Source organism: Streptomyces sp. DSM 116795 (genome assembly GCF_055792905.1).
In genome coordinates, this window is record NZ_CM147707.1 from 3,369,248 (window position 1) to 3,382,173 (window position 12,926).

Here is a 12,926-nt window from a genome sequence, read left to right on the forward strand (position 1 = left end):
CGCCGTACTAGTCGGAATATTGACTAGTGCTGGATTTCATCTACTCTCGACTCGTGACCACCGGAGCGACTCACGAGGAACCCGCCGCCTGGCTGCGCGGAGTCATCGAACTGGCCGCCGCGGCCGTGCTCGCCGAGGGCGACAACCACGGTTACGCCGTGGCCCAGCGCCTCTCCGAGGCGGGCTTCGGACGCCTGAAGGGCGGAGTGCTCTACCCCGTCCTGGCCCGGCTGGAGTCCGAAGGCATCCTCAGCTCGACGTGGGCGGCGGGAGAGGGCGGCCCCGGCCGCAAGGTCTACTCGCTCACCCCGGGCGGCCAGGACTGGCTGACGTCGCAGGGCGCTCGCTGGGGCCAGTTCGCCGCACGAATGGACCACTTGCTGAGCACCACCGTCGAGGAAGGCAGCGCCCGATGAGCGAAGCAGCGGACCCCCTGGACAGCGATTGGGGAACTCGGGTCGTCTGGGCCCTGGTCCACCGAGGGCTCGATCTGGAGACCGCCGAGAAGTGTGCACGGGAGGCTCTGGACCACTGCTCCGAGTCGGGAGAGAGCCCCGAGGAGGCGTTCGGTGACGCGAGGCAGTACGCGAATCAGTACGCCGCCGCTTACATACCCGACGCGCGGCGTGCCCGGAAGGACCACCCCCACGAGCTTTCCGTGGACGAGTACTGGGGAGCTCCGCTGATCATGCCGGGCTACTACCTGGCGCTCGGCGGCATCCTGGTGTGGATCAGGAACGGCATGTGGGTGGACGTGGACACCGCGGCGCTGGCGGGCACCGTCCTCCTGGGCGTGGCCTTCTCGATAGCCGGCGTCGGGCACATGCTCCGTACCGCAGGGCATCCGCGCGCCGCGTGGGCGACGCTGGCCGGCGCGGCCGCCATGGGCGCACCCGTGTACCTCGCTACGCACAACCTGCCCCGTACGGAACTCCTGCGCATGCCGTCGGCGGGGGTCGTCCTGTGCGGGCTCCTGGTCCTCTGGCTGGGCTGGCGCATGGAACGCCCCGTCGAGCCAGGCCCCCTGACCAGGGCGTATCTCCGCCTGGTCGCTGTCGACCGCGCCAGCGCGTCGCGAGGAGCGAACGTAGCCGAGCGGGAGACCGGTGCCTGGCTCCGACGCCTGGAAGGGGTGTTGCGGGGGCGGCACCGCGTCGCACGCCGTGATGCGCGACGCGTCGTGGCGGAGACGAAGGAGCACCTCGACGCGACGGGGGCCTTGCCGACGGAGGAGTTCGGGGACGCCGACGAGTACGCGTTGAGCCTCGTCGAAGAGGGCCGCGCGCTGCGCCCCACGCGCGCGGCGCTCAAGTGGCGCAGCAACGCGGGGTTCTTCGTCCTGTGCGTGATCTATCTCGTCGACTCGGACTGGGACGACCCGGGGTTCTTCCAGTGGACAGCCATGGCCGTGGGGCTGATGACCGGAGTGTGGCTGGTCAGGAACTTCCGCGACGGGTGGCCGGCAGGCGCCGCGGGGCCGCGGCCGGGCGCCCGGTGACGTCGCGGGGGCCGGGCCCGTACACGCCCATGATCATCTGGCTGAACGGGACGTTCGGGGCGGGGAAGACCACGACCGCGGGCGAGCTCGTCCAACTCGTCCCGCAGGCGCGCCTGTTCGACGCCGAGCAGGTCGGATACATGCTGGCGCACGTGCGGGGCCTGCCCGAGCTCGGGGACTTCCAGCACTGGCCGCCGTGGCGCCATCTGGTCGTCCAGACCGCCGCCCAGCTCCTCGGCTACGTCGGCGGGGTGCTGGTCGTCACGCAGAGCGTGCTGGTGAAGCAGTACTGGGACGAGATAAGTTCCGGGCTCGCCGCGGCCGGCGTGGAAGTGCACCACTGCGTACTCCACACCGACCGCGACACGCTCACCCAGAGGATCCTGAACGACGACCCGGCGAACCACGGTTGGCGTCTGGGGCATCTCGCCGACTTCGACGAGGCCCTGTCGTCCTGGCTGGGCGACGCCGCACAGATCGTGGACACCACGCGGCGTGAGCCGAAGGAGATCGCGAAGGCCATCGCTGCCGACGCGGGGGCACTGCCGGATGCGCCTTCGCACGGGCCAGAGCAGCCGGATCAGCCCTAGCGGCCGGCCTTGAACTGTCCTGAGCAGGACGGGGCTTCACAGGACGCCCCGGACCGCCGCACCCGGTGTTCCGCTCAGGAGATGCCAGTCCCGGCAGTGGCTGGTGCGGCGCCGGCTGCGCCGGCGATCGGCGGCGGTGCGGTCGAGGCCCGCCTGAGGCGGTGCGGACGGCAGGGCGGACGGCAGGGCAGCCGCCTGTCATCCCCCGGGAGGAAGCGGGGACGCGGCACGCAGCAGCCGCAGCTGACCGATCTCTGCGACGTTCTTCATGAGTTCAGCGTTCACCCAGGCTGCCGTATCGGCGACGGTCCGCTCGGGATCGCCCTGCCACGGGAACCCCGCGGGCCGGTCCAGATCAGTGTCAGTGAGCTGAGCCACCCCGCTCAGCCACGCGTCACGAAGACCGCGCAGCCAAGTGACCGCTGCTTCTCCCTCTCCCGGCCACACGATGTCCTCCCGCTCGCGAGGTGTCCGGCCGCACAAGTCATCTGTGGCCACGCTCAGCCACCATCCCAGGTGCCAGCTCACCCATGCGATCGTGGGAACCGGCACGGGATCCGGCTCCGTCTCCGCCCAGTCCGGGACCCAGCCACCTGCGACGTCCTGGCGGACAGTCCAGCACTCGGCGGCCGGCTCCCACAGAAAGTCTCCGGGCTGCAGACGCTCCAGGTGATACTCGAACAACGACCAGGTCAGGTCGAACTGCCAGCGCAGCAGATCACATCGGGAAGAAGTCACCGGGGGACCCTGGCAGAGGTGAGAAGCCCCCGCAAAGCCTTATCCCGGCACCGCCCCGGCAGCCGAACCGCAACCAGGCAGAGCTTGGAGAAGTCTCTCGGCGCCGCGACAGGCTGCCCGCCCTCGTGAGTCCCCAGCCCTTCAGCCCTCGAGCCGCACCGGCTGGCCCGAGCGCGCCGAGGCGTAGCCCGCCAGGGCGATGCGCAGGGAGCGCAGGCCCGCCTCGCCGTCGGCGACCTGGACCGCGTCCGCGCCCTGATCCGGGTTCGCGCCCCGATCCCCGTCCCCGTCCCCGTCCTCGTCCCCGTCCTTGTCCGCCGTGCCGTACAGGAACGCCCGTACCATCGCGCCGTCCAGGTCGCTCCCCCACGGCAGCAGCACGCCTGTGCGCTGCCGCTCGTCGAAGCCGGAGACGACCTGGCCGAAGGCGTCCATTTCCACCGTGGCGCGCTCGCCCACGAGTTGGAGTTCCAGGCCGCCCCAGGTGGGGTGGTGGTCGGGGTGGCTCCAGCTGCAGTCGATGGTGGCGACGGCGCCGTTGGTGTAGCGGACGGTCACCAGTCCGGCGGTCTCCACCGCCACACCGTCGGCGCCGTACATGAGGTTGTTGGTCTGCGCGTACACCTCCTCGGCGCGTGCGTCGCCGAACAGTTCGTCGAGCAGGTCCGCGATGTGCACCGTGTGGTCCATCAGGGCTCCGCCGCCGGCGAGCCGGGGATCGGTGAACCAGGCACGGGAGTCCGCCGGCAGCCTGCCGTTGTTCGCTCCGGCGACGGTCAGCACCCGGCCCGTGCCGCCGCCGCGTACCGCTTCGCGCAGCGCGGCGTAGGCCGGGCTGAAGCGCACGGGATATGCGACACCCAGCCGTACGCCCGCGTCGCGGCAGGCCGCGACCATCGCCTCGCCGTCCTCCTCGGTGGTGGCGAGCGGCTTCTCGCACAGCACGTCCACGCCGTGCTTCGCGGCGAGTTCGACGAGGGGACGGTGGCGCGCGTTCTCGGCGGCGACGATCACCGCGTCCGGACCCTGGTCGAACAACTCCTGGTAGGTGGCGACGTGTTCGACGCCGAGCTGCCGGGCCAGCGCCTCGCCCCGCACCTCTCCGGGAGGCGCCGAGCCGGCCTCCGGATCGCTGGTGACGACCTCGACGCCGTCCATGTCGCGGAGCAGTGCCGCGTAACCCGCCGCGTGCACGTGGGCGAAAGAGAGCACTCCGACCTTCACCGGGCCACCTCCTGGGTCTCGGTCTCACGGACCTCGTCCTTGACCGCACCGGTCTCCACCGCACGTCCCGTACGCGCCGATTCGGCGGCGGCGACCGCGATACGCACCGCCGCCAGCCCGTCCTGCGCCGTCACCCGCGGCTCCGGCCCGCCGCGCACCGCCTCCGCGAACTCGCGCAGCTCCGTCAGGAACGGGCTCTCCGTCAGGTTCACGGCCGGAATGCCCTCGCCCTCCGCTGCCGCGCCCTGCGAGATCACGCGGAACGCCTTGGTCTGCGCGGAGTCGTGGTGCAGCACACCGTCCCGTCCGGCGATGCGGAAGGTCGTGCGGAACTGCGAGTCCGGCAGGCCCCACACGCCGTGCACATGGCTCACGGCGCCGGAGGCGTGGGTGAGCACGGCCGTGGCCGCGGCCACGCATCCCGCGGGGGCGGGCGCCTCCTGACGGCCTCGTACGTGCGCGTGCACGCGGGCCACTTCACCGGCCAGCAGCCTGGCGAAGTCGAAGTCGTGGATCATCTGGTCCACGAGCAGGCCGCCGGAGAGCGCCGGATCGGCGAACCATGGGGACCACACCGGGTAGGTGCCCGTACGCGTGAAGCGCAGAACGGCGGGCTCCCCCACCGCACCGGCGGCGACGGCCTCGGCCATGGCCGCGTACTCGGGGAAATACCGCACGACATGGGCTGGGAAGAGCAGCACGCCGGCGCGGTCCGCCTCCGCGATCATCTCCTCGACGTCCTCGGCGGCGAGCGCGAGCGGCTTCTCGCAGGCGACGTGGCGGCCCGCGCGCAGCGCGGTGAGCGCGACCTCCCGGTGGGTGTGGGTGGGGGTGCAGACGTCGACGGCTTCGGCGGAGTCGAGGAGTTCACCGAGGCTTCCGGCCGCCCGCACTCCTTGGCGCGCGTACTCGGCGGCGAGCCGCTCGCCGCTGTCGTCGGGTGAGAACACGGTGACCCGTGCTCCCAGCGTGAGCCAGGCGGGCAGATGGGCGCGGGCGATGCCGCCCGCGCCGATCAGCCCCACTGCGAGTTCCGGCATGGGGGTGTGGCTGCCTTCCGGTCGGGGTCGGACAGGTGAACGGGTACGGGCACGGATGCGGGTTCGGATACGGATGCGGCGCTCAGCCCTTCGATCCGCTGAGCGCGATTCCCTGTACGAAGTGGCGCTGGAGCAGCACGTAGAGGATCAGCATCGGGAGACTGGCGAGGACGGAACCGGCCATCATGACGGGGTAGTTCGTCTGGAACTGCCCCTCCAGGGAGACCAGTCCGGCGCTGACCGGCGCCTTCGAGGGATCGGTGTTGACCACCAGCGGCCACAGCAGGTCGTTCCAGGACCACATCGCGGTGATCACGGCGAGCGCGGCGAGCGCCGGCCGTACGAGCGGCAGCATGATGCTCCAGAAGATCCGGAAAGGACCCGCACCGTCGATGCGCGCGGCCTCCTCCAGCTCCTTCGGCAGCGCCAGGAAGAACTGCCGCAGAAGGAAGGTGCCGAAGGCGCTGAACATGCCCGGCAGGAAGAGCGCGGGCACGGTGTTGAGCAGCCCCAGCTGCTGCATGATCTCGTGCTGCGGGAGCACGAGCAGCTGCGGCGGCACCATCAGCACCGAGAGGAAGACCGCGAACAGCACGTTCTTGCCGCGGAACTGGAGCCGCGCGAAGGCGTAGGCGGCAAGCGAGCAGAAGACAAGCTGGCCGAGGGTACGTCCGGCCGTGTTCAGAAGGCTGTTGGTGAGCATCTCCCTGAACGGCACGGCCGTGAAGACCTGTTCGAACGCCGCCCAGTTCCACGTCTCGGGCAGGAACGTCGGCGGCACGCGCACCGCCTCCGGCATGGTCTTGAACGCGGTCAGCAGCTGCCACAGGAACGGGAAGACCATGGCCAGCGCGCCCAGCGACAGCACCGCGTGGGTGGCGACGGCGCCCGGATCGAAGCGGTACGGCCGCCTGCCGCGCGGGGCGGCCGCGGCCGGGCCCGGGGATGTGGCCGGGGGCGGGGATGTGGCCGGTTCAGGCATAGTGCACCCACCTCTTCTGGAACCGGAACTGCAGGTATGTGAGCGCCGCGATGAGCAGCATGAGGAGGAAGGCGAGAGCCGCGGCGGCCCCCTGGGAGTTCTCGTCGAAGGCCCACTTGAAGAAGAGCGTCACGACCGACTGCGTCTCGCCGAGCGCGGGGTTCTCGGGGCTCATCATCACGAAGATCAGGTCGAACTGCTGAAGCGAGTTGATGACGCAGATGACCGAGGCGAAGAAGATGCTCGGGCTCAGCAGCGGCAGGGTGATGCGGAAGAAGCGCCGCACCGGCCCCGCACCGTCGATCTCGGCGGCCTCGTAGACCTCTTGGGGGATCGCCTTGATGCCGGCGGTGAAAATGATCAGGTAGTAGCCGACGTGGGACCAGATCATCACGAGGCCGATCGCGTACACGGCGGTCGAGGGGTCGGAGACCCAGTAGCGGCCGTCGACGCCGATCCACGACAGCACTTCGTTGACCATGCCGAAGTCGCCGTTGTAGAGCCAGTTCCAGACGAGCCCGACTGCCGCGGGCAGCGTCACGAACGGCACGAAATACAGCGCCCGGTACACCGGAACACCGCGCAGCCCGCGCCGGTTCATCAGATCGGCCAGCACGATCGCGACGGGCAGCGTCATCAGCCCCATCACCATGTACAGCAGCGTGTTGCCGAGTGCCTTGCCGACGGTGACGTCCTGCACCACACGCCCGTAGTTCTCGCCGCCCACCCAGGAGTTGCCGCCGAAGGCGCCGAAGGAGGTGAAGCTGAACCAGAACGTCTCCAGCAGCGGCCAGATGTAGAAGACGAGGAAGCCCAAGGCGATGGGCGCGATGAAGAGGTATGCCGCCCGCTGCGAACCGCGGCCCGCCGTACCGGGGCCCGCGCCCCGCGCGCCGGACCGGGAGCCGCGGGCACCGCTGCCGCCGCCGCGTCCGCCGGTTCCGGAACGCCGTTCTGCCTGCTCGGCCGCCGCCGTGGAGGGAAAGACAGCCATGGTGCTCACTTCTCCTGTTCCAGGGCCAGGTCCATCTGGCGGGCCAGGGTGCGCGAGGCGTCCTCGATGCCGCCCTTGCCGGTGAACGGGCCGCCCAGCAGCTGCGGTTGGAGGTTCTCCCACACCGCGGTGTGCTTGGACGCCGGATACGGGACGGCGTAGTCGAGCATGTCGGTGAAGACCTTCAGGTCGAACTCCGGCATCGACTTCACCCAGGTGTCCTGCGTGCCGGCGTACGAGGAGATCGTCACCCCCTCGCGCGCCTGGATCTCGGCGGCCTTCCGCGAGCCGAGGAACTTCACCAGCTGCCAGGCCGCCTCGGTGTTCCGGCTCTTGCCGGATATCGCGTTGGCCAGGCCGTGGATGGTGGTGCCGCGCTCACGCCCCTTGGGGAGCACGGCGACGTCGCCGTGGTCCTTGATGGGGGGCGCCGCGTACATCTGGGAGGCCATCGCCGAGAGGTCGTAGTTCATCGCGACCTTCTCCGACAGATAGAGCTGACGTCCCCTGGTGTCGGTCATCGCGCTCTGCGACGGCGAGTGGCCGCGGTCGATCAGATCGGTCCAGAAGCGCAGCCCGTCGATGGTGCGGGGGTCGCCGAAGCCGGAGCGGCCGTCGCGGATGACGTGACCGCCGGCCTGGGCGATGGTGTTGTAGTAGGTGTACTGCCTGCTCATCTCGGCGGCGATGCCGTGGACGCCGGCCCGGGGGTCGGTCATCTCGGCCGCCGCGTCCCGGACCGTGTCCCAAGTCCAGCTCTCGTCCGGGTACTTGATGCCGGCCTTGTCGAAGAGCTCCTTGTTGTACCAGAGCCCGATCGTGTCGAAGTCCTTCGGCATCGCATAGCGCGTGCCCTCGTACGTGTACATCCGAAGCAGCTCCTCCGGATGGACACCTATGTCGAAATTGTCGCGTTCGAGGTAAGGATCGAGCGGCTGCAGCACCCCCTCCGAGGCGTAGAGCTGGAGGTTCACCGCGTTCATCCAGAAGACGTCCGGCGCGGAGCCGCCGCGCATGGCGGTCTTGAGGGTCGTCCAGTACGAAGTGAACGGCGTGACATGGATCTTCACGGAGATCTTCGGATGCTCCGCCTCGAACTCCTTGATGATCTTCTCCATGCCGGCGACCTGAAGCGGGTCCCACATCCCGTACGAGATGAGGGTGCGGCCGTCGGAGGTGCGCGCCGAGGCGCCTCCGGCGGAACAGCCAGTGGCCGCGCCGGCGGCGGCCGGCGCGGCGGCCAGCGCTCCGGCGAGCAGAGTTCTCCTTCGCATCGGCGACTCCGTGGACTCCGAGGGGACGGTGTGAGGTCGGGAACGCAGGGGCAGGCAGCGGCCGTGCGCGCACGGCCGGCCGTTGGTGCACGGCCGGGCCAGGTCGTCCGTACGGACGCGGTTCAGCGGGGCACGGGCGGCGGCACGGAGGGCAGCGGACCGGTGGCGTCGCAGAGCAGAGCTTCGACGCTGTCGAGCGCCTTGCGCACGGCGCCCAGCGCCACGCCCTGCTCGCCCAGCGTGCTGACGGTGATGCGCGGCACATGGAGCGGCACATCGAGGGCCACGTCCCGCAGATGCCGGGTGAGCAGCGGGGTCAGGGCCTCCCCGGCGGGGGTCATCCCGCCCGAGAGGACGACGAGTTCGGGATCGACGGCGAGGAGCAGCGCCCCTATGCCGGGTGCGAGGCGCTTCGCGTAGCGGTCGAGGATCTCCAGCGCGTCCGGGTCCGATTCGCCGGCTGCGCGTGCGAGCGCCGCGACCTCAGACTCTCCCTCGCGCCGCTCGCCGGCCCAGTCCAGCGCCTCGTGGGCGTGTGCGAGGCCGAGCCCCCGGTGCAGCCCGAGCTCGCCCGCCCAGCCGCGGTGTCCGCGGTGGAGCCGGCCGCCGAGCAGTACGCCGCAGGAGGAGCGGTGGCCGATCAGCAGACACACGACGTCGTCCGCGAGTTGCGCGGCGCCCTGCCAGTGCTCGGCCAGCGTGGCCAGGTTGACGTCGTTCTCGGCGAGGATCCGGCACGGGAAGGACTCACCGAGCCTCCGTGCCAGCTCGAAGTCCGACCACTCCGGAACGATCACCGAGGTGATGCGTCCCGTCTCGCCGACGATTCCCGGTACGCCGACGCACAGGGCCCACAGTTCCTCCGGGCGCACCTTCTGCTCGTCCAGGAAGCGTTCGATGCGGGCCCGGAGGAAGGCGAGGCGTTCCGCGCCGCCCATGTCCGGGTCCATCTCCTCGCGTTCGGTGACGGTGACGTCGCCGGCGAGGTCCGACAGGAGCAGCACGACCTTGTGCAGCCCGATGTCGACACCGACGACCCGGCCCGCCTCGCCGCGGAACCGGAAGCGCCGGGCCGGACGGCCGGACCGCCCGGCCACGGGATCGGATGCCTCGGTGAGCCAGCCCTGCGCGGTCAGTTCCTCGACGACCTGGTCGACGGTGGGACGTGACAGCCCCGTGGCGGCGGCAAGCTGGCTGAGCGACTGTGGACGCGCCGGCCCCTGGAAGCGCAGGAAACGCAGCACGGCGATGGTGTTCAACCGCCGCAGAGCGGCCAGATCGTGGCCCCGCATCCCGGTCACCTCCTCCGCCGTCGCGCCCGCATGCAAACCGGTCGATCAGTTCTTCGTACTGATTGATTGAGGACTGTTGCATAAATGGCCGTCGGCGTGAAGGCTTCCGACCGGGCGATTACGAAGGACTCCTCGATATGGGCGGCGGGTGAGGGCGATGGCCGGCGAAGGCCTCCGGATCGGAGTCGTGGGCGTGGGAGAGCGCGCGGCGCTCGCCTCGCACGTCCACGACTCCGCGGCAGGCGCCCGGGTGGTGGCCTGCGCCGACCCGCATCCGCGCGGGCGGCAGGCGGCACGCTCGCTCTTCGGCCCCGAAGTGCCCGTGCACCAGGGCCATGAGGAGCTGCTCGCCGCCGGCGGGATCGACGCCGTGATGGTCTTCTCCCCCGACCATCTGCATGCCCGCTGCGTGCTCGACGCGCTGCGCGCCGGCGTCGCCGTCTTCGTCGAGAAGCCGCTCGCCGTCACCACCGAGGACTGCGATCTGATCCTGCGCACCGCCCGTACCACCGGCAGCCGCCTCTACGTCGGCCACAATCTGCGGCACGCCCCCTTCGTACGGCGGATGCGGCAGCTCGTACTCGACGGGGCGGTCGGGAACGTACGGGCCGTGTGGTGCCGCCACTTCGTCGGGCACGGCGGCGACTTCTACTTCAAGGACTGGCACGCCGAGCGGCGCAACACGACGAGTCTCCTGCTGCAGAAGGGCGCGCACGACCTCGACGTCATCCACTGGCTCGCCGGCGGCTCCCTGCGGCAGGTGACCGCCGTCGGCGAACTCGCCGTCTACGGCGGCATCACCAACCGGCGCGACCGCGGCGGCGAGCGCATGACCGAGTGGCACGACCCGGACGCGAACTGGCCGCCGTCGGCCCTGACCGGGCTCAATCCCGTCGTCGACGTCGAGGACATCAGCATGCTGCAGGGGCGCACCGGCAACGGCGTTCTCGTCAGCTACGAGCAGTGCCACTTCACGCCCGACTACTGGCGCAACTACACGGTGATCGGCGACCACGGGCGGCTGGAGAACTTCGGCGACCTCGACGGGGCGGTCGTCAAGGTCTGGAACTCCCGCCGCTCCGGCTACCGCGAGGACGCCGATCTGACCGTCCAAGTGCCGCGGGCGGAGGGCATGCACGGCGGGGCGGACCGCCTGCTCGTCGAGGAGTTCCTCCGCTTCGCCCGCGACGGCGGGCCGACCGAGACCTCGCCGCTCGCCGCACGGGAAGCCGTCGCGGCGGGGCACGCGGCCGCGAGGTCGCTCCGTTCGGGCAGCGTGCCGGTCGAAGTGCCGGAGGTTCCGGGGGAGTTGGCCTCGTACTACGCGCACGGGCAGCCCTGAGGACGGACGGCGGGACGCGCTCGCACGGCTGCACGGGCACCGCACGGCACGGCAGGCACGGCACCGCAGGGCACCGCACGGGCAATTCCGTCCCGTCCGGCCACGGAAAGGTGTTGTGGGCGCGCCCCGCTTTGGGAACGATTACATGCGTGACTCCACCCACGATTGAAGTCGCGGGCTTCCTGCGTCGCCGGCTATGCAGCGACGCAGAGGGCCAGCCCGGCCCTGTGCTCGACGTTCAAGGCGGCCACAGTGTCGGCGTTCTTCCCGAACCCGCACTTGACGCACTCGAACTTGGCTTGGGTGACGCGATTCTCCTTGGCGACGTGCCCGCATCCTCCGGCGGAGGGTGGGCACGTGCGGGAGGTGTTGCGGGCGTCCACCGGGATCACGCGGCGAGCGGCACTCTCAGCCTTCTGCGCCAGGATTCCGAGGAACAGTCCCCAACCCGCGTCCAGGATGCTCTTGTTCAGCCCGGCCTTGGAGGCGGCGCCGTTCGGGAGGAACGTGCCGACGTTTTCGGGGTCGGACTTGGGTGCAGGCGACTTGGTCATGCCCGCTGTGTTCAGCGCCTCGTGCCCGATCACGTCGGTGTCGCGGATCAGGTCGAGGGCTCGCTTGTGGTGGTGGTCCAGGCGCTGACGCCTGATCTTCGCGTGGATCTTCGCCACACGCCGTGCTGCGGCACGGTGCTGCCTGGTGCGGCGTCGGGTGCGCCTGGGGAAGGTGTCCAGGTGCTGCTGAGCTTCGGCGAGTTCCTCGGCCATCGCTTCGAGGAAGCGCGGGTTCGGGACGTGCACGCCCTGCGAGGTGGTGAGGAAGTGGGTGACGCCCATGTCGATGCCGACGATCACGCCCGTGGGCGGGAGCGGCTGGGCGGGGACCTGGTCACAGGTGAGGATCGCGTACCAGCGGCGGCCTTCCCGCTTGACGCTGATCGTCTTCACCCGGCCCTTGACGGGGCGGTATTGGTGCACCCGGACGTGTCCCACGCCTTGCAGGCGTACGCGGGTGTGGGTGTCGTGCGGAGTGGAGTCCCAGCGGCAGCCGTCTCCGTCCTTGGGGAAGATGACGGTGTCGAAGTGGCCGACGCCCTTGAAGCGCGGGTATCCGGCCTTGGGCGCAAGCTCCTTCGGGACGCCGCGAGCGAGCGCGGCTTTGCGCTTCTGCGCCCGCTTGAAGAACGCCGCGAACGCGACGTTCAACCGCCGCAGGGTGGCCTGCTGGCTGGAGAACGACCAGCGGCCCTGCCGCTCGGGGTCGAAGGCGCGGATCTCCTTGAGCTGCGCGGACTGCCGCCCGTAGGTGATCTTCGTCTGGGAGATGTGCGCGTAGGCGTCCCGGCGCTCCTGCAAGGCGCCGTTGTACAGGGAGCAGTGATCGGCCAGCATCGCCCGCAGCGATGCTTCCTGACCAGCCGTGGGGCGCAGGGGGAACTTGTACGCGCGGATCACGCCTGCCGCCCTTTCTCCTTCTTCCGCGGACGCTCCCACTGGGTGTCGATGTACCTCTGCACCGTCTCCGCCGAGACGGCGCCAACGGAGGCAGCGAAGTACGACGACGACCACAGCGTGGGCATACGGCTCTTGAGGTGCGGGAACTCCGCCCGCAGCACGTGGGAGGTGAAGCCCTTGAACTGGTTGGCCACGTACGACGCCGAGGCCTTCGGGTCGTGCTTGACGAACACGTGGACGTGGTCCGGCATCACATCAAGAGCGATTACCTCCCATCCGTGCTCCTCCGCCTTGGCCCGGATCAGTTCCTCCAGGCGGACAGCGACGCCTCCGTCGAGGACCGGACGGCGGTACTTCGGGCACCACACGACGTGGAGCCTGAGGTCGTACACGCCCCCAGAGAACCGGCGAACCTTCCTGGCCACAGCCACACCGTCACTATATACATGCCGCAGGTCTAGTCCTCCAGGGAGGATCGTTCAGGTGAAGACCTCAGAT

At 70.1% G+C, this 12,926-nt stretch carries 13 protein-coding genes; 4 read left to right on the top strand and 9 right to left on the bottom strand.

Translation table 11 applies throughout. The features are described 5' to 3' along the window. The first annotated feature begins 53 nt into the window (after window positions 1–53). Genes ACSMXX_RS14500 through ACSMXX_RS14510 form a run of 3 tightly spaced genes read left to right on the top strand, consistent with a single transcriptional unit; the run spans window position 54 to window position 2,088 of the window. A complete protein-coding gene (locus tag ACSMXX_RS14500) occupies window positions 54–416 on the top strand; it encodes a PadR family transcriptional regulator (RefSeq protein ID WP_473184438.1) in 363 nt (120 codons plus the stop codon). Continuing rightward, window positions 413–1,498 (top strand): hypothetical protein, encoded by a 1,086-nt coding sequence (locus tag ACSMXX_RS14505; protein WP_473184439.1) that lies wholly within the window; start codon window positions 413–415, stop codon window positions 1,496–1,498. The genes ACSMXX_RS14500 and ACSMXX_RS14505 overlap by 4 nt, the downstream gene beginning before the upstream one ends. Before the next feature lie 29 nt (window positions 1,499–1,527). Next, window positions 1,528–2,088: a nucleoside/nucleotide kinase family protein gene (locus tag ACSMXX_RS14510; protein WP_473184440.1), complete on the top strand. Its 561-nt coding sequence runs from the start codon at window positions 1,528–1,530 to the stop codon at window positions 2,086–2,088. 198 nt (window positions 2,089–2,286) lie between these two features. Here ACSMXX_RS14510 and ACSMXX_RS14515 read toward each other — a convergent pair whose 3' ends face one another. The 7 genes from ACSMXX_RS14515 to ACSMXX_RS14545 all read right to left on the bottom strand — a co-directional run bounded on the left by ACSMXX_RS14515 (window position 2,287) and on the right by ACSMXX_RS14545 (window position 9,632). Continuing rightward, on the bottom strand, window positions 2,287–2,826 hold the full coding sequence (locus tag ACSMXX_RS14515; protein WP_473184441.1) for a DinB family protein: 540 nt from the start codon (window positions 2,824–2,826) through the stop codon (window positions 2,287–2,289). Window positions 2,827–2,967: 141 nt separating this feature from the next. Continuing rightward, complete coding sequence (locus ACSMXX_RS14520) at window positions 2,968–4,050, bottom strand: Gfo/Idh/MocA family protein (protein ID WP_473184442.1); 1,083 nt, start codon at window positions 4,048–4,050, stop codon at window positions 2,968–2,970. Continuing rightward, window positions 4,047–5,090, bottom strand: a complete 1,044-nt coding sequence (locus ACSMXX_RS14525) for a Gfo/Idh/MocA family protein (RefSeq protein ID WP_473184443.1) — start codon at window positions 5,088–5,090, stop codon at window positions 4,047–4,049. Before ACSMXX_RS14525 ends, ACSMXX_RS14520 begins: the two co-directional genes overlap by 4 nt. Window positions 5,091–5,172: 82 nt before the next feature. Beyond that, window positions 5,173–6,072 carry a carbohydrate ABC transporter permease gene (locus ACSMXX_RS14530; RefSeq protein WP_473184444.1) on the bottom strand — a complete coding sequence of 300 codons (900 nt, stop codon included), beginning with the start codon at window positions 6,070–6,072 and terminating at the stop codon, window positions 5,173–5,175. After that, the gene (locus tag ACSMXX_RS14535) at window positions 6,065–7,066 is read right to left on the bottom strand and encodes a carbohydrate ABC transporter permease (protein ID WP_473184445.1); all 1,002 of its coding nucleotides are present in this window, start codon (window positions 7,064–7,066) and stop codon (window positions 6,065–6,067) included. The genes ACSMXX_RS14530 and ACSMXX_RS14535 overlap by 8 nt, the downstream gene beginning before the upstream one ends. A gap of 5 nt (window positions 7,067–7,071) precedes the next feature. Further along, window positions 7,072–8,340: an ABC transporter substrate-binding protein gene (locus ACSMXX_RS14540; RefSeq protein ID WP_473184446.1), complete on the bottom strand. Its 1,269-nt coding sequence runs from the start codon at window positions 8,338–8,340 to the stop codon at window positions 7,072–7,074. A gap of 122 nt (window positions 8,341–8,462) precedes the next feature. Beyond that, window positions 8,463–9,632 carry an ROK family transcriptional regulator gene (locus tag ACSMXX_RS14545; protein WP_473184447.1) on the bottom strand — a complete coding sequence of 390 codons (1,170 nt, stop codon included), beginning with the start codon at window positions 9,630–9,632 and terminating at the stop codon, window positions 8,463–8,465. Between the two features lie 157 nt (window positions 9,633–9,789). On the opposite strand from ACSMXX_RS14545, the gene ACSMXX_RS14550 reads away from it, so the two are divergent. Next, complete coding sequence (locus ACSMXX_RS14550) at window positions 9,790–10,974, top strand: Gfo/Idh/MocA family protein (RefSeq protein ID WP_473184448.1); 1,185 nt, start codon at window positions 9,790–9,792, stop codon at window positions 10,972–10,974. Between the two features lie 194 nt (window positions 10,975–11,168). Here ACSMXX_RS14550 and ACSMXX_RS14555 read toward each other — a convergent pair whose 3' ends face one another. Both ACSMXX_RS14555 and tnpA read right to left on the bottom strand, forming a co-directional pair. Continuing rightward, window positions 11,169–12,428, bottom strand: a complete 1,260-nt coding sequence (locus ACSMXX_RS14555; RefSeq protein ID WP_473184449.1) for an RNA-guided endonuclease InsQ/TnpB family protein — start codon at window positions 12,426–12,428, stop codon at window positions 11,169–11,171. After that, a complete protein-coding gene (gene tnpA / locus ACSMXX_RS14560) occupies window positions 12,425–12,859 on the bottom strand; it encodes an IS200/IS605 family transposase (protein ID WP_473184450.1) in 435 nt (144 codons plus the stop codon). The genes ACSMXX_RS14555 and tnpA overlap by 4 nt, the downstream gene beginning before the upstream one ends. Window positions 12,860–12,926: the final 67 nt, after the last annotated feature.